The sequence below is a fragment of the Caulobacter sp. GW821-FHT09B11 genome, from assembly GCF_059418205.1.
In genome coordinates this window covers 63,771-89,002 of sequence record NZ_JBWKPK010000015.1, presented here as the reverse complement: position 1 = coordinate 89,002, position 25,232 = coordinate 63,771, and the positions used below count along the sequence as shown (strand labels likewise).

Annotated in this window: 23 protein-coding genes; 8 read left to right on the top strand and 15 right to left on the bottom strand. The window is 68.8% G+C overall.

Going from position 1 to position 25,232, the window contains the following annotated elements:
- Positions 1 to 79 precede the first annotated feature (79 nt).
- The 5 genes from AC07N1_RS13005 to AC07N1_RS12985 form a co-directional block, all read right to left on the bottom strand.
- Complete coding sequence (locus tag AC07N1_RS13005) at positions 80 to 1,183, bottom strand: HPP family protein (protein ID WP_494672204.1); 1,104 nt, start codon at positions 1,181 to 1,183, stop codon at positions 80 to 82.
- 58 nt (positions 1,184 to 1,241) lie between these two features.
- The gene (locus tag AC07N1_RS13000) at positions 1,242 to 1,523 is read right to left on the bottom strand and encodes a DUF1294 domain-containing protein (RefSeq protein ID WP_233245151.1); all 282 of its coding nucleotides are present in this window, start codon (positions 1,521 to 1,523) and stop codon (positions 1,242 to 1,244) included.
- A complete protein-coding gene (locus AC07N1_RS12995; RefSeq protein WP_494672203.1) occupies positions 1,520 to 1,969 on the bottom strand; it encodes a hypothetical protein in 450 nt (149 codons plus the stop codon). The genes AC07N1_RS13000 and AC07N1_RS12995 overlap by 4 nt, the downstream gene beginning before the upstream one ends.
- A gap of 284 nt (positions 1,970 to 2,253) precedes the next feature.
- On the bottom strand, positions 2,254 to 5,550 hold the full coding sequence (gene carB, locus AC07N1_RS12990) for a carbamoyl-phosphate synthase large subunit (RefSeq protein ID WP_494672202.1): 3,297 nt from the start codon (positions 5,548 to 5,550) through the stop codon (positions 2,254 to 2,256).
- A 182-nt stretch (positions 5,551 to 5,732) separates the two neighbouring features.
- Entirely contained in the window at positions 5,733 to 6,353 is a 621-nt protein-coding gene (locus AC07N1_RS12985) for a DUF2306 domain-containing protein (protein ID WP_494672201.1), read from the bottom strand.
- 118 nt (positions 6,354 to 6,471) lie between these two features.
- Here AC07N1_RS12985 and AC07N1_RS12980 point away from each other — a divergent pair, with 118 nt between their 5' ends.
- Complete coding sequence (locus tag AC07N1_RS12980) at positions 6,472 to 7,230, top strand: LytTR family DNA-binding domain-containing protein (RefSeq protein ID WP_494672200.1); 759 nt, start codon at positions 6,472 to 6,474, stop codon at positions 7,228 to 7,230.
- Here the strand turns inward: AC07N1_RS12980 and AC07N1_RS12975 are convergent.
- Positions 7,227 to 8,405: a patatin-like phospholipase family protein gene (locus AC07N1_RS12975; RefSeq protein ID WP_494672199.1), complete on the bottom strand. Its 1,179-nt coding sequence runs from the start codon at positions 8,403 to 8,405 to the stop codon at positions 7,227 to 7,229. The two genes, AC07N1_RS12980 and AC07N1_RS12975, sit on opposite strands and share 4 nt — an antisense overlap.
- A 172-nt stretch (positions 8,406 to 8,577) precedes the next feature.
- Complete coding sequence (locus tag AC07N1_RS12970) at positions 8,578 to 8,787, bottom strand: cold-shock protein (RefSeq protein ID WP_110118155.1); 210 nt, start codon at positions 8,785 to 8,787, stop codon at positions 8,578 to 8,580.
- Positions 8,788 to 9,064: 277 nt separating this feature from the next.
- On the opposite strand from AC07N1_RS12970, the gene AC07N1_RS12965 reads away from it, so the two are divergent.
- Complete coding sequence (locus AC07N1_RS12965) at positions 9,065 to 9,265, top strand: hypothetical protein (protein ID WP_110118154.1); 201 nt, start codon at positions 9,065 to 9,067, stop codon at positions 9,263 to 9,265.
- Between the two features lie 143 nt (positions 9,266 to 9,408).
- Complete coding sequence (locus tag AC07N1_RS12960) at positions 9,409 to 9,555, top strand: hypothetical protein (RefSeq protein ID WP_494672198.1); 147 nt, start codon at positions 9,409 to 9,411, stop codon at positions 9,553 to 9,555.
- Positions 9,556 to 9,559: 4 nt separating this feature from the next.
- On the opposite strand, the gene AC07N1_RS12955 is transcribed toward AC07N1_RS12960, so the two are convergent.
- From AC07N1_RS12955 to pgsA, 3 genes are all read right to left on the bottom strand, one after another.
- Complete coding sequence (locus AC07N1_RS12955; protein WP_494672197.1) at positions 9,560 to 11,035, bottom strand: hypothetical protein; 1,476 nt, start codon at positions 11,033 to 11,035, stop codon at positions 9,560 to 9,562.
- A complete protein-coding gene (locus AC07N1_RS12950) occupies positions 11,032 to 11,994 on the bottom strand; it encodes a hypothetical protein (protein WP_494672196.1) in 963 nt (320 codons plus the stop codon). Before AC07N1_RS12950 ends, AC07N1_RS12955 begins: the two co-directional genes overlap by 4 nt.
- Positions 11,995 to 12,120: 126 nt before the next feature.
- Positions 12,121 to 12,738: a CDP-diacylglycerol--glycerol-3-phosphate 3-phosphatidyltransferase gene (gene pgsA / locus AC07N1_RS12945; RefSeq protein WP_494595896.1), complete on the bottom strand. Its 618-nt coding sequence runs from the start codon at positions 12,736 to 12,738 to the stop codon at positions 12,121 to 12,123.
- A gap of 128 nt (positions 12,739 to 12,866) precedes the next feature.
- Between pgsA and AC07N1_RS12940 the strand changes: the two genes are divergently transcribed.
- From AC07N1_RS12940 to AC07N1_RS12930, 3 genes are all read left to right on the top strand, one after another.
- A complete protein-coding gene (locus tag AC07N1_RS12940) occupies positions 12,867 to 13,610 on the top strand; it encodes an SDR family NAD(P)-dependent oxidoreductase (RefSeq protein ID WP_494672195.1) in 744 nt (247 codons plus the stop codon).
- A 177-nt stretch (positions 13,611 to 13,787) separates the two neighbouring features.
- On the top strand, positions 13,788 to 15,065 hold the full coding sequence (locus AC07N1_RS12935; RefSeq protein WP_494672194.1) for an MFS transporter: 1,278 nt from the start codon (positions 13,788 to 13,790) through the stop codon (positions 15,063 to 15,065).
- Positions 15,066 to 15,212: 147 nt separating this feature from the next.
- Positions 15,213 to 16,889, top strand: coding sequence for a sensor histidine kinase (locus tag AC07N1_RS12930; protein ID WP_494672193.1), 1,677 nt, complete (start codon positions 15,213 to 15,215; stop codon positions 16,887 to 16,889).
- Positions 16,890 to 17,037: 148 nt separating this feature from the next.
- Here AC07N1_RS12930 and AC07N1_RS12925 read toward each other — a convergent pair whose 3' ends face one another.
- From AC07N1_RS12925 to AC07N1_RS12905, 5 genes are all read right to left on the bottom strand, one after another.
- Positions 17,038 to 18,153: a hypothetical protein gene (locus AC07N1_RS12925; RefSeq protein ID WP_494672192.1), complete on the bottom strand. Its 1,116-nt coding sequence runs from the start codon at positions 18,151 to 18,153 to the stop codon at positions 17,038 to 17,040.
- 49 nt (positions 18,154 to 18,202) lie between these two features.
- Complete coding sequence (locus AC07N1_RS12920; protein WP_494672191.1) at positions 18,203 to 19,555, bottom strand: lipocalin-like domain-containing protein; 1,353 nt, start codon at positions 19,553 to 19,555, stop codon at positions 18,203 to 18,205.
- A gap of 161 nt (positions 19,556 to 19,716) precedes the next feature.
- Positions 19,717 to 21,642: an excinuclease ABC subunit UvrC gene (gene uvrC / locus AC07N1_RS12915; RefSeq protein WP_494672248.1), complete on the bottom strand. Its 1,926-nt coding sequence runs from the start codon at positions 21,640 to 21,642 to the stop codon at positions 19,717 to 19,719.
- A gap of 19 nt (positions 21,643 to 21,661) precedes the next feature.
- Entirely contained in the window at positions 21,662 to 21,913 is a 252-nt protein-coding gene (locus AC07N1_RS12910) for a type II toxin-antitoxin system RelE/ParE family toxin (protein ID WP_494672190.1), read from the bottom strand.
- A gap of 33 nt (positions 21,914 to 21,946) precedes the next feature.
- Positions 21,947 to 22,330, bottom strand: coding sequence for a hypothetical protein (locus tag AC07N1_RS12905; protein WP_494672189.1), 384 nt, complete (start codon positions 22,328 to 22,330; stop codon positions 21,947 to 21,949).
- Here AC07N1_RS12905 and AC07N1_RS12900 point away from each other — a divergent pair.
- The gene (locus AC07N1_RS12900) at positions 22,329 to 22,949 is read left to right on the top strand and encodes a TIGR02466 family protein (protein WP_494672188.1); all 621 of its coding nucleotides are present in this window, start codon (positions 22,329 to 22,331) and stop codon (positions 22,947 to 22,949) included. The two genes, AC07N1_RS12905 and AC07N1_RS12900, sit on opposite strands and share 2 nt — an antisense overlap.
- Positions 22,950 to 23,075: 126 nt before the next feature.
- Positions 23,076 to 25,160 (top strand): multicopper oxidase family protein, encoded by a 2,085-nt coding sequence (locus AC07N1_RS12895; RefSeq protein ID WP_494672187.1) that lies wholly within the window; start codon positions 23,076 to 23,078, stop codon positions 25,158 to 25,160.
- Positions 25,161 to 25,232 lie beyond the last annotated feature (72 nt).

The following is a 25,232-nucleotide window of genomic DNA, read 5'->3' as shown; positions in this document are numbered from 1 at the left end:
CCGCCGGCATTTCACGTGACAGCTGAACCAGGGTTTCCCGCCACAAGGGCGGGAATGACGGGCGGATAGGGGGAGCGGGCTAGATCACGCTCTCGACGATGTGCGCCCTGTAGAGCACGGCGATCAAATCCGTCTGGGTGATTACGCCGACCAGCTTGCGGTCGCGGTCGACGACCATGGCCTCGTGGGTCTGGCCGCTGGAGAGGATCGGCAGCAGGGCGGCGATCGGGGTGCCTTCGCGCACGCGGTGAACGAAGGGGTCGAGGGCGGCCTCGACGGTGCGGCGGCGGTTGGCCTGGAGTTCGGCGCGGCGGGCCATGCCGATGACGCGGCCCTCTTCGTCCACGACCGGGGCGACGCGCAGGTCGTGTCTCTGCAGGAAGGCCAGTGCGCTTTCGGCCGACTGGGCGCGGTCCAGCCGGATGACGTCGCGGGACATCACGTCGCCGCAGCGGATCTGCGAGTGCAGGCGCTGGTGGGCCTCGATCTCGACCTCGCGGAACAGGGCGTCGAGGTCTTCGCGGCTGACGTCGAGCAGTTCGCCGTAACGGGCCAGGGCCTTGTCGAGGTCGCCGGTGCTGTAGCCGATGCGCGAGGCGGGCGGGGCGTCGGCCGTGCCGTGCGGGCTGGGCGGCGGAGCCGGGGCCTTGTGCGGATAGGAGCGGCCGACCGCGCGGTTGTAGGCCATGCCGGCCAGGACCAGCAGGATCGAGTCCACCGCCACCGGATTGAGCGCGAAGAGATAGCCGGCCTTGGTCACGGCCGGTCCGCCGATGACGGTGATCAGGGCCACCGCGCCGCCGGGCGGGTGGAGGCAGCCCAGCAGCACCATGGCGGCTATGGCCAGGCCCACGGCCAGGGGCGCGGCGAGCAGCGGCTGGGTCGGCAGCAGCAGGGCCACGGTGACGCCGATCAGCGCCGAGACGACGTTGCCGCCGATCACGCCGCGCGGCTGGGCCAGCGGGCTGGCGGGCACGGCGAAGACCAGCACGGCCGAGGCCCCGATCGGCGCCACCAGCAGCGGATGCAGCCAGTCGCCGCCGCCGACGGCGAAGCGTCCCAGCACTCCGGCGAACAGCAGACCCAGCAGGGCGCCGCCGCCGCCTTTCAGCGCGTCGGCGGGCCGGATCGGCATCTTGCCGCGCAGCAGGGTCAGAAAATGGTCGGTGGTCAGCGCGCTCATGGGCGTTTTGATAGGCGATGCGGGCCGACGATGGCGCCGAAAATCGCTGTCGGACGGCTCAGCCGCGCTGGAAGGCGAGGGCGACGAGGCCGGCGACGATACAGGCCTGGGCGAAGACGATCAGGGCCAGCCAGGCGCCGAACGGCTGCTTGCGGGTCTTGTGGCGCAGCCAGCGCTGGGCCAGCAGCGCGCCGGGCGCCGCGCCCAGGCAGGCCGACAGCAGCAGCACCCGCTCGGGCACGCGGCGGTCGCCCTCGACGGCGGCGGCCTTGTCGTGGGCGAACAGCATGAAGCAGAAGAGGTTGGCCGCCAGCAGGGCCAGAACGACGATGAAGGTCACCGCACCCGTTCCGGCGGGACGTGGTCGAGGGGCGCCAGGTCCGGCTCGACCCAGCCGCGGCGGGCGGCGACGCTGAACAGGCGCTCGCGCGACCAGAAGCCCAGCGGCCAGGCCTTGTCGCCCAGCGGCGTGGCCAGCAGGCGGGCGGCGGCCTCGGCGTCGTCCGCATCGGCGGGCAGGGCGGCGGCGAAGGCGCGGATGGCGGCCAGATAGGCCTGGGTGATGGTCTCGTGATAGCCGCTGGTGTCGTCGTTCACCCCGCCGGCTGCCTCGTTGTAGGCGCGGATGATCCCCGGCAGGTCGCGCTCCAGGCCCGCGTCGCGGGTGCGCACCAGGCGCAGCGTCGCCGTCAGGTGGGCCGCGTGGGTCCACTCGTCCTTGGGCAGGCTGCGGTCGAGCAGGCGCTCGGCCAGGCGGGCGATTTGGGTGGTGGTGTAGGCGGTCATGGGCGGGTTCCGTGGAACCCGTCTGTAGGGGAGGCGGGCGAGCGAGGCTAGGCATGATCCTTCTCCCCTTGCGGGAGAAGGTGGCGGCTGAAGGCCGACGGAAGAGGGGTTTCTCAGACATCCGATATCGCACCCGGCCGGGCCGCCGCATGCAGCTTTGAGTTTTGAGAGACCCCTCACCCGACCTCCTTCGGAGGCCACCCTCTCCCGCAAGGGGAGAGGGGCAACGAAAAGGCCGCCCGGATCGCTCCGGGCGGCCTTTCTGTCTCGAAGCTATAGATGCCTTACGACGCGTAGCTTTGCAGCGGGCGCACTTCCAGGGCCTTGGCCGGGGCCGAGGAGATGGCCTGGGCGGCGGCCAGGGCGCCGGCGCTGGTGGTGTAGTAGGGCACCTTCATCATCAGCGCCGTGCGGCGGATGTCGAAGCTGTCTTCCAGGGCCTGCTTGCCTTCGGTGGTGTTGAACACCAGCTGCACGCCGCCGTTCTTCATCACGTCGACGATGTTCGGGCGGCCTTCCAGCACCTTCTTGACCAGCTCGACCTCGACGCCTTGCTGCGCCAGGTAGCCGCGGGTGCCGACGGTGGAGATGACCTTGAAGCCGGCCGCCTGCAGCAGCTTCACCGGCTCGACGATCCACGGACGGTCGCTTTCCTTGACCGACACGAACGCAGTCCCGGACGTCGGCAGGGTGACGCCGCCGCCCAGCTGGCTCTTGGCGAAGGCGCGGGCGAAGGCGGGGCCGAGGCCCGTTTCGCCTTCACGGATCCAGTCGAGGCCCATGACCTCGCCGGTCGAGCGCATTTCCGGGCCGAGGATGGTGTCGACGCCTGCGAAGCGGGCGAACGGGAAGACCGCTTCCTTGACCGCGATGTGGTCGTAGGGCTCGTCCTTCAGGCCGAACTCGGCGAGCTTGGCGCCGGCCATCAGCTTGGCGGCGATGGCGGCGACGGGTTGCCCAATGGTCTTGGCCACGAACGGCACGGTGCGCGAGGCGCGCGGGTTCACTTCCAGCACGTAGATGCGCGGGGCGTCCGAGTGCGGCTCCTCGATGGCGAACTGCACGTTCATCAGGCCGCGCACGTTGAGGGCCAGGGCCATCTGCACGGTCTGGCGCTTCAGTTCGGCGATGGTCTCGGCCTTCAGCGAGAAGGGGGGCATTGAACAGGCGCTGTCGCCCGAGTGGACGCCGGCTTCCTCGATGTGCTCCAGCACGCCGGCCACGAACACGCTTTCGCCGTCGCACAGGGCGTCGACGTCCACCTCGGTGGCGCGGCTCAGATAGTGGTCGAGCAGGATCGGGTGCTCGAACGAGATCTCGCCGGTGTTGGCGATGTAGCGTTCCAGCTGCTCGTGGTCGCGGATGATTTCCATGCCGCGGCCGCCCAGCACGTAGGACGGACGCATCACGAACGGGAAGCCGATCTTGTCGCCTTCGGCGCGCGCTTCGTCCCAGGTGCGGGCGATGGCGTTTTCCGGCTGGGCGATGTTCAGGCCGTTCAGCAGTTGCTGGAAGCGCTCGCGGTCCTCGGCCAGGTCGATGGCGTCGGGGCTGGTGCCCAGGATCGGCACGCCGGCCTCTTCGAGCGCGTGGGCCAGCTTCAGCGGGGTCTGGCCGCCGAACTGGACGATCACGCCGGCCAGCTCGCCCTTGCTCATCTCGACATGCAGCAGCTCCAGCACGTCCTCGGCCGTCAGCGGCTCGAAGTACAGGCGGTCGGAGGTGTCGTAGTCGGTCGAGACGGTCTCGGGGTTGCAGTTGACCATGATCGACTCCACGCCGATCTGGTCTAGCGCGAAGGCGGCGTGGCAGCAGCAGTAGTCGAACTCGATGCCCTGGCCGATGCGGTTGGGGCCGCCGCCGAGGATGACGGCCTTCTTGGCGCCCGACGGCTCGCTCTCGCACTCGGGAACCTGGCCCAGGACGCCGAACTCGTAGGTCGAGTACATGTAGGGCGTGGAGGCCAGGAACTCGCCGGCGCAGCTGTCGATGCGCTTGAAGACCGGGCGGACGTTCAGGCCCTGGCGGGCGGCGCGGACGGCCTTTTCGTTGGAGGCGGTCAGCTTGGCCAGACGGGCGTCGGAGAAGCCCTGGGCCTTGAGGGCGCGGAAGCCCTGCGCGTCGGTCGGCAGGCCGCCGGCGCGGACCAGGCCTTCCTGGCGGACGATCTCGGCGATCTGGCGCAGGAACCAGGGTTCATAGGAACAGGCGGCGTTGACCTCTTCCACGGTCAGGCCGTGGCGGAAGGCCTGGGCGATGACGCGCAGGCGATCGGGGGTCGGCACGCCCAGGGCGCGGATGACCGCGGCCTTGCCGGTGTCGGGATCATCGGCGCCGGCGATCTCGACCTCGTCGAAGCCGTTGAGGCCGGTTTCAAGGCCGCGCAGGGCCTTCTGCACGCTTTCCTTGAAGGTGCGGCCGATGGCCATCACTTCGCCGACCGACTTCATGGCGGTGGTCAGCAGCGGCTCCGAACCCGGATACTTCTCGAAGGCGAAGCGCGGGATCTTGGTGACGACGTAGTCGATCGACGGCTCGAACGAGGCGGGCGTGGCGCCGCCGGTGATGTCGTTCTTCAGCTCATCGAGCGTGTAGCCGACGGCCAGGCGCGCGGCGACCTTGGCGATCGGGAAGCCGGTGGCCTTGGACGCCAGGGCCGACGAGCGCGACACGCGCGGGTTCATCTCGATGACGACCATGCGGCCGTCCTTGGGGTTCAGGGCGAACTGGACGTTCGAGCCGCCGGTCTCGACGCCGATCTCGCGCAGCACGGCGATCGAGGCCGCGCGCATCCACTGATATTCCTTGTCCGTCAGGGTCAGGGCCGGGGCGACGGTGATGCTGTCGCCGGTGTGGACGCCCATCGGGTCGATGTTCTCGATCGAGCAGACGATGATGCAGTTGTCCGCCGTGTCGCGGACGACCTCCATCTCGTATTCCTTCCAGCCGAGGACGCTTTCCTCGATCAGGACTTCGGTGGTCGGCGACAGGTCGAGGCCGCGTTCGACGATCTCCTCGAACTCCTCGATGTTGTAGGCGATGCCGCCGCCGGTGCCGGCCAGGGTGAAGGACGGGCGGATGATCGCCGGCAGGCCGACGAAGGCCAGGCCTTCGCGGGCTTCGTCCATGTTGTGGGCGGCTTTGGACTTGGGGCTTTCGAGGCCCAGCTTGTCCATGGCGTCGCGGAATTTCTGGCGGTCCTCGGCCTTGTCGATGACCTCGGCCTTGGCGCCGATCATCTCGACGCCGAACTTCTTCAGGACGCCGGCTTCCTCGAGGGCGAGGGCGGTGTTCAGCGCGGTCTGGCCGCCCATGGTCGGAAGGAGGGCGTCGGGACGCTCCTTCTCGATGATCTTGGCGACCATGTCCGGGGTGATCGGCTCGATATAGGTCGCATCCGCCACGTCCGGATCGGTCATGATCGTGGCCGGGTTCGAGTTGACCAGGATGATGCGGTAGCCCTCGGCGCGCAGGGCCTTGCACGCCTGGACGCCCGAATAGTCGAACTCGCAGGCCTGACCGATGACGATCGGGCCGGCGCCGATGATCAGGATCGAGGAGAGGTCCGTTCTTTTGGGCATCGTAAACTCGCGCGCAGAGACACGGTCGCGCACATCCGCGCGCCCGCTGCCGACCATCTTGCAGGTTAAGCCGCCCCTTTAGAGACGGAGTCAGTTGGGCGCAACCCCAAAGCCGGGGAGTCTGGAAAAGCGCTGTTAGCTGTGAAGCTTAGGCGGCCGGCGCGGGAGGCGTCGGGGCGTTGTCAGGCCCCGATCGTGGAGGCCGGCGCCCAGGACGGGCGACGCAGCCAGAGCTCGGCGATCAACAGGTTGGGGATCCAGGCCAGGAAGGAAATCGCCAGGTAGGCCTCGCGCATCGGCAGGCCCGAGATCGCCGCCAGGGGCAGGTAGAGCCGCAGGGTGACGGCCGCGAAGGTCAGGGCGAAGGAGCGGATCATCCAGGCCCGGTGCTCCGGGATGCGGCGGGCGATGGCGTGGCGCACGGCCTGGCCGGTGGTCCACAGCCAGGCGAGGGCGAGCAGGCCGAAACCCGCCGTGGCGATCGGGCCGGCGGTCGAGCCGAGCGAAAGGACGAGGCCCGCGAGCCCGCCCACCAGGCAGCCGGCGACATAGAGCCGGCCGAGCGCGCGGTGCAGGGCGGGGCGACGGGCGCGCAGGCCGGCCAGGAACTGGAAGGGGCCTGCTAGCAGGGCGGTGGCCGCTCCGGTCACGTGCAGCAGCAGGAACGGCGAGAAGAACGGGTTGGCGCGGACGCCCGGCGGCGCGGGCGCGGCCGGCGCCAGGTAGCGGTAGGCGTAGAAGGCGACGGCGACGCTGAGCAGGGCGCCGAGCGTCCAGAGCGTGCGGGAAAGAGCGCGGGGCAAGAAGGGTCTCCGGTCGGGTTCTCGCCGAGATTGCGAGGGGCGGCGGAGCGCGCTACCGGGGTTGCGCGAGCGGCGCCCATTCTGCGCGAGCGGCGCCGCGGGATGTCGGGGACCAAGGATGACGCCCATAGACGGTTGGCCCATCGGGCGGCGGCTGGCGGCGGACCTGGCGCTGCTGACGGCCCTGGGTCTGTTCATGGGCGTGCTGGCGCCGTGGGGAACGGCCGACCTTGGCCCGGTCGGCAAGGCCACCTACTGGTTGGCCTGCATCGTCGGCGGCGGCGTCATCGGCGTTGCGGTGGACGAGGCCCTGGGCCTACGGCTTGGCGGCTTTTGGAAGCGTCTTGTCGTCGTGACCCTGCTGATGACGCCGCTGGTCACCGCCTGGGTGGCGTCGATCGAGGTCTTCTACGGCGCCGACGACGTCCATATGCCGCTCGAACTCTGGTGGCGGGTCTGGGTGATCAGCGCGCTGGTCATGGCCGTGCGAGCCCTGGTCTGGCGGGCGCCGCGCAGGGTGGTCGAGACCCGGGTGCTGGTCGAGCCGCCGCTGCCGCAGGCCGAGGCCGCCTTCCGTCGCCGCCTGTCGGCCCGGCGGCGGAGCGCGCGGCTGGTCGCGGTGGAGGCCCACGACCACTACCTGAAGGTCCACACCGATGCGGGCGAGGAACTGCTGACCTTGCGCTTTTCCGACGCCCTGAAGGATCTGGCCGGCGTTCACGGCCTGCAGGTGCACCGGTCCTGGTGGGTGGCGGCCGAGGCGATCGAGGGCGTGCGCTGGCGGCGCGGGGCGGGCGAGTTGCTGTTGGCGGGCGGGGTGAACGCGCCGGTCAGCCGGCGACATGCGCCGGCGGTGCGCGCGGCGGGCTGGGTCTAGCGCTTGGCCGGCGGCGCGGGGACCAGCGGGGGCTCGGCGGGCGGGGCCGCGAGGCTCCAGGCCCAGCCGGCGACGGCGCGGTCGTAGCCCATGCGGAACAGGGTCTCGCGGTTGCCGGAGGCGAAGTCGAGGCCCGAGGTGTCGGCTTCGGCGGCGTCGGGAATGGCGCTGTAGAACAGCTGTCCGCCGTTGCGTTGGGCGAAGCCGGCGCTGGCGGCCAGGTGGGTGCGGATCAGGGCCTTGCTCATGGTCTGCCACGAGCGGCCGACGATCGAGGCGGCGCTGCCCTTGGTGAAGCCGAAGACGCCGCTGACCTGGCCGTTGACGACGACGTAGATCCGGCCGGGGCGGGCCTCGCCCTTCTCGACGGTCCACAGCAGCAGGGACTCGGGCGCGACGAAGAACGGGATCGAGACGCCGCCGTCGACATGCATTTCCGACAGCCGCCGGCCGTGGCCCTCGACCTGGATCAGGGCGGGCGGGAAGACGCCGGGGATGCTGGCCGAGGCGACCAGCACGTCCTGGAACAGCTTGCGCGAGGCCTCGTCGCCCTTGGAGGCGATGGCGCCCATGTCCCAGATCACCGTCTCCTCGGTGTCGAGGTTGGTGGTGGCGATCAGCAGGCGGCGGCCGCGGCGGTGCTCGGCGGCGATGGCCTGCATCATGTTGGCGTCGGCGTATTTGGCGACCAGGCCGCGCAGAGCGTCGCTGTCGTAGAAGCTGGGATGGAACAGCACGCCCAGGCCGCGGGACTTGAGGATCCGGTCGGCGGCCGAGCCGGTGTAGACCTCGGTCAGCCGCTCGTCCCAGGTCGGGCCCAGGAAGGCGAAGGGGGCGGTGAGGGCGCCGGTCGAGACGCCGGTGACGATGTCGAACTCGGGGCGTTCGCCGGTCTTGGTCCAGCCGGTGATGACGCCGGCCCCATAGGCGCCGTTGGAGCCGCCGCCCGACAGGGCCAGGACGTCGAAGGTCTTCTGGCCGCGGGCGCGGTTGCGGGCGGCCTCGGCGAAGCGGATGCCGGCGGCGCTGTCGCTGGCGTTGAAGCGGATGTCCGACAGGCCGGTGGGCGGCGGGCCGACCATGTCGCTGGCCTTGAAGGCGTCGCGCGAAACCGAGCCGCAGGCTGTCAGGGCCAGCAGGGCGAGGGCGGCGAGGAGGAGACGGAGCGGACGCATGACGGACTGGGGAGCGGACTGGACGGGCGGGACTGGGCGGGAGGCGCCGCGCGAACCTAGGCGGGGAGGGCGCTCGCGTCCACCGGATGGCGCCGGCGTGCAAGCCATGAGCCGTAAACGCAAAACGGGCCGGCTTTCGCCGGCCCGTCGCGGGTCGTCAGGTCAGTGCGGCTTACGCCGACTGAAGTTGACCGGCCGACATCTTGCCGCTGCGACGGTCTTGTTCCAGCTCGTAGCTGACCTTTTGACCTTCGTTCAGCGAGCCCAGACCGGCGCGCTCAACGGCCGAGATGTGCACGAACACGTCGTTGCCGCCGTCGTCCGGCTGGATGAAGCCGAAGCCCTTGGTGCCGTTGAACCATTTCACGGTGCCGATAGCCATTTGGGTAGTCCTTTAGTTCATAGTTCGGGGCGTCGCGCGGCGCTTGCCGGCGACGATCAATTTCGTTGAGGGTCGGAGGGCTGGCTCGGCGCTCCTTGGAAGGAAGCATGGAGTAGCAGATCGAGCGGCAGCGAATTCGATGGGTGATCTGTAAAAGGCGCGGCCGGGGATGGCAAGCGAAATATGGGGATTTTATTTTTTCGCCCGCAAGCGTCACCTTCGAAGCTCTTTGCGCGTTGTGGTTAGCGACACCGCTGAATTTGAGTGGAGCGTGACCATGACGTTGATCGACCGCATTCCCACCTTGAAGGACTCTGAACTGGCGCAGTTGCTCAGCAACGTGCGTCGACTGGACGTGAGCGGCACGCCAGACGAACGCCGTCAGGCGGCCGAGGTTGCGCCTCACCTGGAGCGCGAGGCCTCCCGCCGTCGCGAGAAGGTGCTGATGTCGCGTCGCGCGGCGACCGCGCGCTTCTAGAGACAGGGCCGCTACGGCGCGCTTCTGAAGAGAGCGCGCGGCGGCTGCGCTTGCAGATCGGAAGCCCTAAGTGTCGAAATCGTCTTGATCAGGTCGCTATTGAGAGTCACTCTCAATAGCGACCTTGAGTCCTGGAGGCGATCATGGTGTTGCGGATGACGGGAACCCGCTGGCTGGCCCTGATGATGATGGCCGAACGCGCCGGCGGCGACGAGCGGCCCGACAGCGAATGGCTGCTGCACGGCCCCTCGGAAGACGACGAAGACGACGAGATCCTGGCCGGCGAGTAGGCCGCTACTTCTCGTCGTCGTCGAAATCGTCGTCCCAGGTCTCGGCCACCTTCTTGGTGAACATGCCGAACACGGCCTGTCCTCCCTGCACGCCCATCCAGGCGATGGGCAGCAGGATGAGCCGGTAGCTGAAGACCGACAGCAACAGAAACGCCAGCAACAGCATCAACTGGTTCTGTTTCATCCAGCCGACAGGCCAGAAGTCCATCTTCCTGAGCTGCTGCTGAAACGACCTCTGGGTGACGCCATACTCCTTGGCCAGGATCGCAAGATTGTCCTTGCTGTGCTGACGCGCCGAGCGTGCGGTCTGGCGGAGCAGCCACCAGCTCAGGCCCACAGCCACCAGCATCGTCAGCGCCATGAGGATAACGCCCAGGCCTGTCTGGGGATTGGCCGCCACGCGTTCGGCCGGCTCGAAGAGCCACATCACCCATTTGAATTCGACCAGATCGTCGATCTTTCCCCCGGCAATCTTGCTCTTCAGCGTGGAGGCGTCGCTAAACATGAAGTCGAAGATGTTCGAGCGTTCGGGGTCGCGCAGGTAGGCGTTCTGGATGATCATCGCCAGGCAGCCGATGACCACGGAAATGGACAGCCCGAACAGAGCGCTGAAGAACGGGCCGAAGATCTCGAAGCCGCCTCGGGTGTCGCCCTTGGCCCGCGGGACGGCGACATAGGTGAAGCGCTCGCTTGGCGGCGCCACGCCCCCGCACAGGTAGCCGATGAAGAGCACGGCCGCGAGGCAGCTGGCGAAGGCGCCGGCGGTCGCGATCACGGCGATGAGCAGATAGGCCACCGCTCCGAAGATGCCGTTGGCCACGCAGGAGGGACCGCCCGGATAGCGGCAGGCGATGGACCAGTCGAACTCCATGGTCGGGTGGGACAGTTTCACGTTCCGCAGTGTTTCGGCGTCGATCAGGGGGCGAAGGACGACCTCCCACCAGTCCCAGCCGACGAAGGCCGTGACGCAGAAGGCCAGTATCGCGAACAGTCCCACGCACTGGCGCTGGGCGCTCTTCCAGCGGAGTTCGACGGTGTCACTGTCGATGCGCTTGAGATTGGCGTCGCGCAGCATTCCGGTTTCGGCCGCTTGGCGCAGCACGGTCGGCATCAAGCGCCAGAGGCGGATCCCGAACAACGCCATCAGCGGGATCACGACGACGCTGTAGGGCCCCCAATTGAGGGCGAACATGTAGCCGACTTCCTTGGACGTCTGATGGGCGATATCCTTCTTGCCCAAGAAGGGGACGATGTAGTCGCGAATGGGGTCTTCCAGGCGGCCGTCGAACTGCACCGAATGGATGCCGACGGGCGCCGACAGCGCCGCGAGCGCCAGCATGATCGCCACGACGTAGAGCATGCACAGCACTTCGTGATCGGAGGCCCACTTGGCCCATCCGCCCAGCGTCGAGACGATCGACGACCAGAGGCTGGTCTTCGGCGCGGGAACGGCGGCCGTGTCCGGGGTGGTCTTGGTCATTGCAGGCAGCCCTTCGGATCGTCGGACTTCAGGAGGCAGGCCAGCTGCCTGCCGCGGGCGGGGCCGTGGATCTTCTCCAGCTCAGCCTCCAGCGAGAGCCAGCGGGCGCGGGTGTCGAGGGCGGCGGCCTGGACGGCGCGGGCGAAATTGCCGTCGGCGCCGCGGCCCTGGCCGCCGGTGCTGCGGTCGGGCGCGGCCTCGTCGATCAGGCCGGTGTCCTTGCTGAGGTCGGCGTGGCGGATCCGGCCGCGGCAGAACAGCGACTCCGGGATGAACACGAAGCAGCCGGACACCAGTTCGTTCGGCGGAAGAGCCGCCTGCGTGCGGTCCGAAAGCCAGGGCGAGGGGCCTGTCCCGCCCAGGCCCGGCGGCTTCAGCGTCGGGCCGGCGTCGGTCCAGTTGGTGTGCGAGTAGAAGTCCTGCACCGCGTGCAGCACCAGGCCCATGTTCTCGATCGCCCGGCAGCGGGCTGGCGAGCTGCGACGGTTGTTGAACCGGCAGCGTTCGGCCGCGACGACCTGGTCGGGCCGCAGGCGTCCGTCGGCGTCCAGCATCTCGCCGGCTGCGGCGACGGCGGCGGCCTGGCTTTCGAAGATGAAGGCGCGGCATTCGAACAGGGTGCGGCGCGCCTCCTCGGCCTTGTGCGGATAGTCGCCGCCGCCATGGTCGCCGTTGTCGCAATGGGCCTTGCTCTTGAGGATCAGGCCGCGGCCGAGCCGGTCGGGCGCGCCGACCGCGCCCATCTTGCCGCCGCCGCCCGCCAGGACGTGCAGGGTCTGCGGACCAAAGCCCAGGCCCGACAGCCCCGCGCGGGTTATCCGGGCGTGTTCTTCGTTCTGGCCGGCGTAGGACACCGTGCCGAAGGCCTGGCTCGGCGACGGCGGCGCGGTCGCCGCCAGCGTCGCGGCCAGCAGAACGCCCGCGAAGACGCGTCCGCGCGCGAACATAGGTCGTTTCATGATGATCCCCCGTTCCCCGGAAGGGATCATGCCTGAACAACCATAGGTGACAATGGATTATTTTCCTCCATCGCCGGTGGCGACGGAGACGCCGAAACGCCGGGCGTCCGGCGCCCGGCTCTTGTCCTAGGTCAGGGCTTTGCGGGCGGCTTCCCAGTACTGGGCGCCGGTGATCAGGGTGACCACGGCGGCCAGCCACAGCAGGCCGTGGGTGATCCACGAGGCCGGCTCGAAGACCGCTGGGTCCTGCGGCAGGTTGAACGCGCCCCACGAGACGATGATCATCTCGGCGCCGATGGCCACCAGCTGCAGGGTGGTCTTCCACTTGGCCAGCAGGGTCACGGGCAGCTTGATGCCCTTGCCGGCGCCGACCTCGCGCAGGGCGCTGACGGCGAATTCGCGGAACAGGATCAGGCCGGCCGGCAGGATGACCAGCGGGTTGGGACCCAGGGCCATCAGGCCCAGCAGGGCGCCGCAGACCAGGATCTTGTCGCCGATCGGGTCGAGGATCGCGCCCCAGATGCTGACGGCGTCGAGCTTGCGGGCCAGCCAGCCGTCGAAGAAGTCGGTCACCGCCGCCACCACGAACGCCCAGAACGCCCAGCGCTGCAGCGAGAACTGCTGGTCGGCGGTCAGCTGCTCGCTGAGCCACGGCACGCCGCCGGCGGCCGCCGCCAGGGCGACGAACATGAACAGCGCGATGACCAGGCGGGCGGAGGTCAGGATGTTGGGCAGGGCTTTCATGGCGCCGTTCTAACGCATGAGCGCGGCGGAGGGCTATGCCGCATGCGCGACATGGTGGCGCTCGACGACGGCCGTCCCCAGATAGCAGGGTGGGGCGTACAGTGTAACAGTAAGTGGAGTAGTCCCTGATGAGCACGGAATTCGCGAACAAGGTGGCCATCGTCACCGGCGGCGCCTCGGGCATCGGCGAGGCGGTGGTGCGCGAGCTGGCGGCCGGCGGCGCCAAGGTGGTGATCGCCGACTTCAATCTCGAAGGCGCGCAGGCCCTGGCGGCGCAGGTCGGTTCGGCCGCCGCCTTCAAGGTCGATGTCGGCGATCCGGAGCAGGTCGAGGCCATGGTCAGGTTCGCGGTCGACACCTATGGCGGCCTGCACCTGGCGGTGAACAACGCCGGGATCGGCGGCCCCAGCGCGCCGACGGCCGACTATCCGATCGACGCCTGGAAGCGGGTGATCGACGTCGACCTGCACAGCGTCCTCTATTCGATGAAGTACGAGATCCCGGCGATGCTGGCATCGGGCGGCGGCTCGATCGTCAACATGGCCTCGATCCTCGGCAGTCACGGCTGGGCAGGCTCAGGTCCCTATGTCGCCGCCAAGCATGCCCTCGTCGGCATGACCAAGACGACCGCCATCGAATATTCCGGCCAGGGCTTGCGCATCAACGCCGTCGGCCCGGGCTTCATCGACACGCCGGCGGTGCGCGCCTCGATGAATGATGCCGCCATGGCCGGCCTGGTGGCCCTGCACCCGATCGGGCGCCTTGGCCGTTCGGAGGAGGTTTCGGCCCTGACCTGCTTCCTGCTGTCGGACCGCGCCTCGTTCATCACCGGCAGCTACCACCTGGTGGACGGCGGCTTCTCGGCCCGCTGACGGGATCGGCCCCGCCGCCGTCGCGGCGGGGCAAGTCTCTTCCTGAACGGGCGGCCGCGCGAAGAAAACGCATCGATATCGGGGTAATTCTCCAAGGCGGCGGGTGATTTTTATCCGCTGCGCGGTTGACGTGGCGGTCTGCGGAAGCCAAGCCGTGGTCAAGTTCCCGAGGACGCCATGACCGCCAGCGCCGATCCGACCGCCAATTCCTCCCGCCGCGTGCTGCTGGCCAGCCTGGTGGGCACGGCGGTGGAGTTCTACGACTTCTACATCTACGCCACGGCCGCCTCGCTGGTGTTCGGGCCGCTGTTCTTCCCGTCGCACTCGCCGTCGATGCAGCTGCTGGCCTCCTACGCCAGCCTGGCGGTGGCGTTCTTCGCCCGGCCGGTCGGGGCGATCGCCTTCGGCCACTTCGGCGATCGCATCGGCCGCAAGTCGACCCTGGTGGCGTCGCTGATGCTGATGGGCGGCTCGACCCTGCTGATCGCCTTCCTGCCGACCTACCAGATGGCCGGCTGGCTGGCGCCGGCCCTGCTGTGCCTGCTGCGTTTCGGCCAGGGCTTCGGCCTGGGCGGCGAGTGGGGCGGGGCGGCGCTTCTCGCAGTAGAAAACGCTCCCGTGGGTTGGAAAGCCCGCTTCGGCATGTTCCCGCAACTGGGCGCGCCGGTCGGCTTCATCGCCGCCAACGGCCTTTTCCTGATCCTGGGCCTGCTGCTCAGCCCCGAGCAGTTCGAGGCCTGGGGCTGGCGCCTGCCGTTCCTGGCCAGCGCCGTGCTGGTGGGCCTTGGCCTGTGGGTGCGGCTGAAGCTGACCGAGACCCCGGCCTTCGCCGCCGCCCTGGCGCACGAGCCGCCGCCGGCCGTGCCGCTGGCCGAGCTGCTCAAGCGCCACTGGAAAGAGACTCTGGGCGGCACCTTCGCCGTGGTCTGCTGTTTCGCGCTGTTCTACCTGACCACGGCCTTCGCGCTGGGCTACGGGGCCAAGACCCTGGGCTACGACCGCCAGCTGTTCCTGGGCGTGCAGCTGTTCGCCATCCTGTTCATGGCCGGCGGCATCCTCGCCTCGGGCTACTGGTCGGACGCCTCGTCGCCGCGCCGGGTGCTGATGGCCGGCTGCGCCATGACCGTGGCCGCCGGGGCGCTGCTGCCGGTGATGATGGGGGCCGGCTCGCTGGCCCTGATCTGCGCCTTCCTGTCGCTGGCCCTGTTCGCCATGGGCTTCGTCTACGGCCCGCTGGGCTCGTGGCTGCCCGAGCTGTTCCCGGCCCGGGTGCGCTACACCGGCGCCTCGATGGCCTTCAATGTCGGCGGCATCATCGGCGGCGGCCTGACGCCGATGGCCGCCACGGCCCTGGCCGCGAAAGGCGGCCTTGTTCCCGTCGGGATCTATCTGGCGGTCGCCGCGGGCATCAGCTTCATCGCCCTGGTCTTCCTGAAGACGCGCACCGCCGAATAACGCCGATCTCTTGCCGGGTGACAGGGCCGACGCATCGCGTAAGGTTGCGTCATCCGGGGCGGGGCGGGAGACGACCATGGCGATGACGGGCGGGTTGAGCCATAAGGCGCTCGGCAACCTTCGGTCAGTCATCGCGTAAACCCTCCCATGGCCTCCGCTTACTCCGATACGCCCGCGTCCAGGCGGCGCGGGCTGCGCGGCTCGGTCCGGGGCCTGCTGGTGCTGCTGACCGTCAGCCTGCTGGCGCCGGCCCTGATCGCCACGGCCCTGCTGCTGGAGCGCGCCAACAGCCAGAGCCGCGACCAGCTGGACGAGCAGCTGATGGCGACCGCCCGTGCGCTGTCGGGCGCTGTCGATCGCCAGGTGGCCGAGGGCGTGGCCGTGGCCGAGACCCTGGCCACCGACCAGGCCCTGCTGAACGCCGACTGGAAGAGCTTTCACGCCCGCGCCAAGCGCACCACCGCCAACCGGCCCGGCTGGATCGTGGTCACGCGGCCCGACGGCCAGCAGATGGTCAACACGCTGGTTCCGTGGGGCGCGTCCCTGCCCAGAACCCCGCCGCCCGACTACATGGTCCGCGCCCGCGAGGAGGGCCGCACCGTCGTTTCGGACCTGCGCATGGGGGCGCTGGCCAAGCGCTATGTGGTGACGGTGGGCGCGCCGGTGACCATCAAGGACGAGCCCTTCGTCGTGGCCTATGTGGTCGAGGCGTCCAGCTTCACCTCGGTGTTCCGCCAGCAGCGCGCGCCCGACCGCTGGGTGGCGACGATCCTCGACAACCAGCGCAAGGTGATCGCCCGCTCGGTGCGCAACGAGCGCTGGATGGGGGCGACGGCCTCGCCCGACATGGCCCGCAACCTGGCGCGATCCACCGAAGGGATCAGCAAGAGCGTCTCGCTTGAGAAGGTGAAGACCCACGTGGCCTACACCCGCTCGCCCCGGACGGGCTGGACCCTGGTGGTGGCCATTCCGCGCGACGAGATGGCCCGCAGCGGCGTCTCGGTGGCCCTGGGAACGGCGGCGGTGTTCCCGCTGCTGCTGCTGCTGGGCATCGGCCTGGCCCTGTTCTTCGCCAACCGCGTCAACCGCGAGGTGGCCGACCTGGTCGAGGACGCCGCGACGATCGGGGAGGGGCGGCCGCTGGGTCCGGGACGGGGCTACGGCCTGGCCGAGATCGCCGCCGTGCGCGAGGCCCTGGTCGCCGCCTCCCGCGAACTGGAGGCGCGCGAGGCCCGTCAGGCGGTGATGATCAACGAGCTGAACCATCGCGTGAAGAACAACCTGGCCACGGTGCAATCGCTGGCCCGCCAGACCTTCGCCAAGCTCGACGCCGAGCAGGTGCGGATCTTCACCGAGCGCCTGGTGGCGTTCTCGGCCGCCCACGACCTCCTGACCCGCACCGGCTGGACCGAGGCCGACCTGACCGACGTGGTGGCGATCTGCGTGCGGGCCCATGGCGACCGCATCGACGCCGAGGGGCCGAGCGTGGCGCTGAGCCCGCACGTGGCCGTGTCGCTGTCGATGGTGCTGCACGAACTGGCGACCAACAGCGCCAAGTACGGCGGGCTGTCGGCGCCGGAGGGCCGCGTGGCCCTGCGCTGGAGCCTGGACGAGGAAGCGCGGCAGCTGCGCCTGACCTGGACCGAGACCGGCGGGCCGACGGTCAGCGAGCCGGCCACCTTCGGCTTCGGCGCGCGGCTGATCGAGAACCTGACCCAGCGCGAACTGAAGGGCCGCTCGCGCTTCGACTTCCGGCCCGAGGGCCTGGCGTTCGAGGCCTGGCTGCCCCTGGCCTCGATGCAGCGCTGGAAGAACGACTTCTAGGGCGAGCGATGTTCACGCACGGTGTGTGGTCCTCTTCCTTCGACAAGCTCAGGATGAGGACCAATTACAGGCCCGAGCAGTAGAAAAACCTCATCCTGAGCCTGTCGAAGGACGAGGTTTTCGTCTCAAACGCCGCATGTCGCCACCCTTAGGGCTCTGGGACGTAGGGCTCCTCGAGCGGGCCCTGGCCGGGGCATTCCCAGGTGCGCACGCGCTTGACGTAGCGCAGGTCGCGCAGGCCGGTGGCGACCACGCCGGCCACGCACAGGCTGCCCTGGCGGGCCAGGTCGCCTTCCTGCTTGGTCAGGACCCAGTCGGTCGGGCGGTCGGCGACGCTGACGGTCGCCTCGTAGTCCGTGGGGTTGGGGTCGTCGTGGTCGTAGCGCAGCTCGGTCAGCACGGCGGGGACGTCGGCTTCCGACCGCGTCAGCCAGCGGTTGGCGCGCAGCTGCAGCAGATCCGCGCTGAACGGGGTCAGCACCAGGGTGACCAGTCCGAGGGTCAGCAGCGTGCGGTGGGCCGCTGGTCGGCGCAGGCCCGCCAGCAGGTAGGGGACGAACGCGACGCCCAGCCAGACGCCCAGGCCCAGCCAGTCGATCTGGGCGTAGGTCTCGATCTGGCGGGCGGTGATGGTCTCGCTGTTCCAGGCGGCGATCGGCACGGCCGCCAGCACCAGGGCGGCCCAGCCCAGACCGATGGACTGGAAGACCGCGCCCGCGCTCGGCCCCGGGGCGGGACGCTCGGGCCACAGCGAGGCGACGGCGCTGATCGCGTCGCCGGCGGCGACCAGGTCGTGCTCGCCGTCGGGATCGTCCGGGCGCAGGCCGCCGGTCATGCTCGCCTGGACGCCGCTCTTGTCGACGGTGATGGTCTTGGCCCCGGCGTCGAGCAGGGCGATGACGGCGGCGCGCAGCGCCGGCTGGGCGCGGAGGATGTCGGCCAGGCCCGGGTCGTCGGTTCCCAGATAGACGCGGGCGTCGAAGTCGGGATCGCCGGTCTGGTGTTCGGCGGCGTAGCCGATCCGCTTGGCCAGGCGGTCGAAACCGGTCTCGGCGAACAGTTTGCTATGGCGAAGACCCCGCCGGTAGGCCGACAGGGTGTTGGACAGGCGCATGCTGTTGCGCTGGCCGTCGAACAGGCCCGAGCGCGAACCTGAAAAGGCCAGGGTCTCGCCGCTTGGACCCGCGCCGGTCCAGTCGTGATTGCCCTGGTCGGTCCAAAGGGAGCGAGAGGGCGGGGAAGCGGTGGATTCGGCCAGGGACATGGCTGCAAGCTAAGCTTGCAGCCATGGGTTCGTCATCCCTTCGGAAGGCTCAGAGCGCCTGTTCGATCCAGCCCGTGCCCGAGGTCGGCTTGCCCTGGAAGGTCCCCTCGGCCGAGGCGATCCCTTCGTAGATCGAGCCGGTGGGCAGGAGTGGGAACTCCTGGTCGGGAACCAGGGCCTTGAAGTTCAGCACCGCGTCGAAGCCGGCGATGTCGAGCTGGTAGTCGAGATAGTAGGTCGTCTTCGAGTGCGGGCTGATCCAGGGCCGGTCGGCGGTCATGACGCCCGAAACCAGGTACATCTGGCCCTCGGGATCCTGCAGCGTGACCTCGCAGGGCACGGGCTCGCCCGGCTTGGGCATCTTGTTGGGGCCGTACAGCACGTAGTGGTTCGACAGGGTCCAGCCGTTGTCGAGCTGGGCGTTCTGCAGCAGCCACTTCACCGGATTGGCGGCCGAGCCGAAGAAGCCGTACTCGTGATCCATCCAGGTCTTGCCGGTGACCTCGAAGACCTCGCCGTCGATGGTGATCGTGCCGGCGGCGGCGACGTTGGTCAGCGAGTAGTAGTAGTTGCCGGTCTGCAGGTGCGAGCCCCAGGCCGGCGGCAGGATCTGGCTGACGCCCGTGCCCCAGACCAGGAAGGGGTCGCCTTTCTGCGACATGGTCAGGTCGAACACCACCTCGGTTCCGGTGGCGTCGTCGGTCAGCTTGGTGACGACGGCCATGTTCTGGGTCGGATCGCCCCAGGCCGCGTCCATGGTGATGAAGGTGTGCACGGCCTTGGCCGTGGCGCCCGAGCCGACGCCGCTCGCGTCGGTGATGGTGATCTCGGGCAGCGAGGTATAGCCGCGGCCGAGGTTGGCGACCTGGATCGAGGCGATCATGCCGCCGACGATCACCGGATAGGCCACGGCTTGCGAGCCGCCGCCGCCCGAAACCGTCACGACCGTGTGGGCCGGGTCGTAGCCGGAGCCGGGATTGGTCACCTTGACGGCGGTGAACAGGCTGCCGGCCTTGCCCAGGCCCACGTGCCAGTCGCGGGCGACGTCGTGCTCGGCCCAGGTCGCCGGATCGTAGCCTGCGGGCGTGTTGTAGACCGTGGTGGCCTGGTAGTGCTTCTGGTTCTGCACGTCGGTCAGCATGATCTGCGAGAAGCCGAAGGCCGGCGCGCGGCCCGGGAACGAGGCGGCGTTGATCTCGAAGCCGAACACCCGGTCGCCGGCCTTCAGCGTGCCGATGTGCCACCACCACTCGGTGGGCGCGTCGCGGTGCAGATAGTGGTCGGCCGGCAGGTGGATCACCGACTGCGAGCGCGGGACCGGCGTGGGCGCGGCTGTGTCGGCGCAGGCGTCGGCGAGTGGGCGTGCGAAGCCGCGGCCCCGCAGGAACGGCAGAATGGTCATGGCGATGTTTTCCCCAGGCGGCTCCGTGCGGCGCGCCCGGCGCGCGCCGCATGTCGGGTTGCAGACATGTCCAGAGCGGCCGGAGGTTGCGTTCGGGGAACGGTGTTGTCAATCGCCGCCCCGGGTCGTTTTGGGCGGCGCTTTTCGCGAGGGGGAAGGGGTCAGCTCTTGCGGAAGAAGGCGTGGATGCGCTCGGCCAGGGCCTGGCTGACGCCGTCGACCTTCACGAGGTCCTCGACGCTGGCCCGGCCGACGCCCTTGGCCGAGCCGAAGGCGTGCAGCAGGGCCTTCTTGCGGCCGGGACCGACGCCCTCGATCTCGTCGAGCGGGTTCTTTTTCAGGTCCATCGAGCGGCGGGTGCGGTGGGCTCCGATGGCGAAGCGGTGGGCCTCGTCGCGCAGGCGCTGGAGGTAGTAGAGCACCGGCGACTTGGGCTCGAGCATGAACGGCGTCTGGCCCGGGATGAAGAAGCGCTCCAGCCCCGCGTCGCGGTCCGGCCCCTTGGCGACGCCGACCACCGGGATGTCGTCGACCCCCAGATCGGCCATGATCTCCAGCGCGGCGTCGAGCTGGCCCAGGCCGCCGTCGACCAGCACCAGGTCTGGACGGTTGGCGTCGTCGCCTTCTTCCTCTTCCTTCACGAGGCGGGCGAAGCGGCGCTTCAGCACCTCCTTCATCATGCCGTAGTCGTCGCCGGGCGTGAGCTCGGTGCTCTTGATGTTGAACTTGCGGTACTGGCCCTTCATGAAGCCTTCCGGCCCAGCCACGATCATGCCGCCGACGGCGTTGGTGCCCTGGATGTGGCTGTTGTCGTAGACCTCGATCCGCTCGGGCGGGGCGTCCAGCTTGAAGGCCTCGGCGACGCCGGCCAGCAGCTTGGTCTGGGCGCTGCCCTCGGCCATCCGGCGGCCCAGGGCCTCCCTGGCGTTGGTCAGGGCATGGCCGACCAGGTCGGCCTTCTCGCCGCGCTTGGGCACGGCGATCTCGACCTTGCGGCCGCTTTTCAGCGCGAAGGCCTCGCTCAGCAGCGCGACCTCGGCCGGCTGGACGTTGGCCAGGATCAGGCGCGGGATCGGCTTGTCGTCGTAGAACTGGCCCAGGAAGGCGGTGATGATCCGCTGCTCCTCGGTGGCGCCTTCCTCCTCGTCCCCGCCTTCTTCTTGGGTGGCCGCGCCGGTGATCCGCGGGAAGTAGGCGTGGTTGCCCCAGTTCTGGCCGGCCCGGAAGAAGAACACCTGCACGCAGGCCTGGCCGCCCTCGACGTGCAGGGCGACGACGTCGGCCTCGTCGACGGTCTCGGGGTTGATCTGGCTTTCCTGGGCGACGGCGGCCAGGGCGCGGATGCGGTCGCGCAGGCGTGCGGCGCGCTCGAACTCCAGGTCCTCGGCGGCTTCTTCCATCTGCTTGGCCATGGACGCCATGACGGCGCGGGACTTGCCACGGAGGAAAGCCTCGGCCTGGTCGACCAGGGCGCCGTAGTCCTCCAGGCTGACCAAGCCCGTGCAGGGGGCGGCGCAGCGCTTGATCTGGTGCAGCATGCAGGGCCGGTCGCGCGTCTCGTAGACGCTGTCGCTGCACGAGCGCAGGAGAAACGCTTTCTGCAGGGTGTTGAGCGTGCGGTTCACGGCCCAGGCGCTGGCGAACGGTCCGAAATAGTCGCCCTTGATGGTGTGGGCGCCGCGATGTTTCCGCAGTTGGGCGGCGTCGTGGTCGCGACGGATGAGGATTTCGGGAAAGCTCTTGTCGTCGCGCAGCAGCACGTTGAAGCGCGGCTTCAGCTGCTTGATCAGGTTGATCTCGAGCAGCAGGGCGTCGGCTTCGGTGCGGGTGGTGACGAACTCCATGGCCCGCGTGGCGTCGACCATGTGGGCGATGCGGTTGGTGTGGAAGCGGCCTTGCGCGTACTGCACCACGCGCTTCTTCAGGCTTTTCGCCTTGCCGACATACAGCACCTCGCCGCCGTCGCCGATCATGCGATAGACGCCCGGCGCGTCGGGCAGGCGCGTCACCTCGTCCTTGATCAGGGCGGCGCCGGCGAGGCGAGGGGAGGCGTCGGTGTCGGTGGTGGTGTCGGTCACGAGGCAGATATAGGCGAGTCCGGCGACTTCAGCGACGTTCGAGGCTGTGTCGAACACGCAGGATCACGACGGTGTCGCCGCGGACCTGATACTGGATGACGTATTGGTTCGAATGGAAGGTCACGTGGAGTTCGCGATAACGACCGTCTCGGCTCATCGGCGTGCGCTCGGGATGGTCGACGAGCGTGGCTGAAGCATCGGCGAGCGCGCCGCCGAGTTCGAGGCCATGGGCGAGGCTGCGTTCGAGCAGCCAGTCTTCCAGATAATCGACATCGGCCATGGCCGCCCGTGTGACGACGACCCGATACATGGATCAGCGGCGCTGTCCGAGGTTGCGAAGGCGCGCCTGGAAGACCTCAAAAGGAATCCCGCCGGTTCTCAGCGCCTCCTCGGCGATGCGATCCATTTCCTCGGCATAGGCTTCGGCGTCCTCACCGAAGCCGTTGTCCTGCGCGACGCGAGCCGGCGCCCCGTTCCACGGCGTTTCGGCCTCTTCGACGCCAGGCCGCTCGACGGCGCGCCACAGAATGTTGAGCGCATACTCTTCAACGCTCTGACCGGCAGCCTCGGCGAGGACCCGAAGGCGCTTGGCGCGCGCCGCGTCGATCTTGAGGGTGAGTGCACCGTCCGTCATGTTCTCATGATGTTCCAATAGCCGTTTGTCGTCAATCGCGAGGGGCGCTATGACCCGCGCCATGACCACCCGCTCTCTCTTCGTCACCCCGCTCTATGAAGCCAGTCTCGCCGGCGAGAAGGACTTCGAGACCTTCATCGACGAGTTGCACGACGCCTGCATCGCCGTGGCCGAGGACGACGAGGCCGGCCAGGCCTGGGCCGAGCGCAAGGGCTATCTGGGCTACACCTCCTACGCCTCGCTCGACGACCTGCCGCAGCGCGACAGCCTGTTCGCCGACCTCAAGAAGAAGCTCGACAAGCACGCCGCCGCCTTCGCCAAGGAACTGCGCTTCGACCTGGCTGGCGGCAAGCTGGTGATGGACAGCTTCTGGATCAACATCCTCGATCCGGGCGGCCAGCACACCGGCCACATCCATCCGCACAGCGTGATCTCCGGCACGGTCTACGTGACCATTCCGGCCGGCGCCTCGGCCCTGAAGTTCGAGGATCCGCGCCTGCCGATGATGATGGCCGCGCCGACCCGCCAGGACGACGCGCCCGAGACCTTGCAGCCCTTCGTCTATGTGCAGCCCGAGCCGGGCTCGATCCTGATGTGGGAAAGCTGGCTGCGGCACGAGGTGACGCCCAACCAGGCCGAGGAACAGAGGATCAGCATCAGCTTCAACTACGCCTGGCGCTAGGCTCCTAAACCTGTGCGAAAGCGCACAAAAATTATGACTTCAAGTTTAGTGGCGCAGGAGTACAGTTCTCCCAGGGGTTGAAGGATCGGGGAGGCTGCGATGGGCTATGCTCACGGGCGCTGGACTATGCGTGGACGACGTCTGGCTATGGCGGCGGGGGCGGCTTTGGCCGTCGTGGCGCTGCAGGCCGAAAGCGCGGCGGCGCAGGACCGGGTCGTCGATGATCCGCGGGTGCTGGGCGCGCCGCTTCCCTCGCCGGGCCTCGGCGCCGCCAAGCCGGCCGAGCCGCTGGCCCTGACCGGCACCGCCTCGAAGGACAAGAGCTACGTCATCGCCCCCGCCAGCACGGCCGAAACCAGCGACCGGCGGCTGAACCTCAACGTCGTCTACACCGACGGCCAGCTCTACAATCCGGCCAACGGGCGCAACGACAAGGTCCACCTGCGCAGCTACAACGGCACCGACGTCTCGCCGACCACGCCCTATGTGGCGCCGACCATCCAGGTGCGGCCGGGCGACACGGTGCGGGTGGCGCTGGACAACAAGCTGCCCGCCGACCCCAGCTGCACCGACCCCAACTGGCTGATCAACGTGCCGCACTGCTACAACGGCACCAACCTGCACAGCCACGGCCTGTGGGTCAGCCCGACGGGCAACAGCGACAACGTGCTGCTGTCGATCAATCCCGGGGTGCAGTTCGAGTACGAATACAACATTCCGCGCGACCATCCGGCCGGCACCTTCTGGTACCACACCCACCGCCACGGCTCGACGGCGCTGCAGGTCTCCAGCGGCATGGCCGGGGCCCTGGTCATCAGGGGCGACCGCAAGCCGACCCCGACCACCAACGGCGACCTCGACACCCTGCTCTATAAGGGCCGCTCGCCGATCCCCGAGAAACTGCTGGTGTTCCAGCAGATCCAGTACGCCTGCCTCGACAGCAGCGGCAACATCAAGGTCAAGACCGACGCCCAGGGCAATGTGATCGAGTGGGTCTGCGACCCGGGCGACACCGGCGTCATCGAGTTCTACAGCGACGCCAACGGCAACGGCTTCGGGCCGGGCAGCTGGGGGCAGTCGGGCCGCTACACCAGCATCAACGGCCAGGTGCTGGCCACCCTGCCGGCCAAGCAGGGCGAGCTGGCCCGCTGGCGGATGATCCACGCCGGGGTGCGCGACACCATCTCGCTGCAGTTCGTGAAGATGGCCGACGGCGGCGCCGCGGCCCTTGATCGCCTGGCCGCCGCCGACGGTCCCAAGTTCCAGAAGACCTACTGCGTCGGCGAGCCGGTTCCGGTCTACATCGTCGCCGACGACGGCCTGACCGACGCCCAGGCCCGCAAGACCACGGTCGTCACCCTGCAGCCGGGCTACCGCAACGACCTGCTGGTGGTTTTCCCCAAGGCGGGCAACTACTGCATGCTCGACGCGCAGACCTCGACCGCCGGCACGGTCAACGGCGAGGCCGTCGGCACCCGCCTGCTGGGCAAGGTCGCCGTCGCGCCGGGCCAGGAGGTCAAGGACATCCCGGCCTTCGTCACCGCCGAACTGGTCGCCGCGGCCAGCGTCCAGATGCCGACCGACGTGCGCGCCAGCGTCGTGGCCGACCTCAAGGACGGGCTGAAGCTGACCCGCTTCGTGCCGCACCCGACGATCACCGACGCCGAGATCAAGGGCTCGAAGACCGAGAAGGTGCTCTTCAACATCGCCATTCCCGGCCAGAACACCAACATGCCGGTGCAGTTCGAGGTCGGCTCGCAGGATTATGCGCCGCGACCCTACGCGCCCGACCGCATCGACCGCACCCTGGTGCTGGGCACCGCCCAGGAGTGGGAGCTGCGCTCGGAGTTCGTCAGCCACCCGTTCCACATCCATGTGAACCCGTTCCAGATCGTCAAGATCCTGGACCCGACCGGCAAGGACGTCAGCGTGCCGGGGGCGGTCGACGAATTCGGTCTCGACGGCGTGGATCCGCAGTATCCTGGCTTGAAGGGCGTCTGGAAGGATACCCTGTGGGTCAAGAGCGCCCAGAAGGTCGAGAACGGACCCTATCTGCCCTACACCCTGATCGTCCGCACCCGCTACCAGCGCTACATCGGCGAGTACGTCCTGCACTGCCACATCCTCGACCACGAGGACCAGGGCATGATGCAGAACGTCCAGATCGTGCTGCCCGACGGCGCCGGCGGCGTCTCGCACGGCCACCACTGAGCCCATGCCTTCCGGCCTCCGGCGCGATGAGCGCGCCGGAGGCCGTCGTTCGTCTTCAAATTCCGAGAGCCC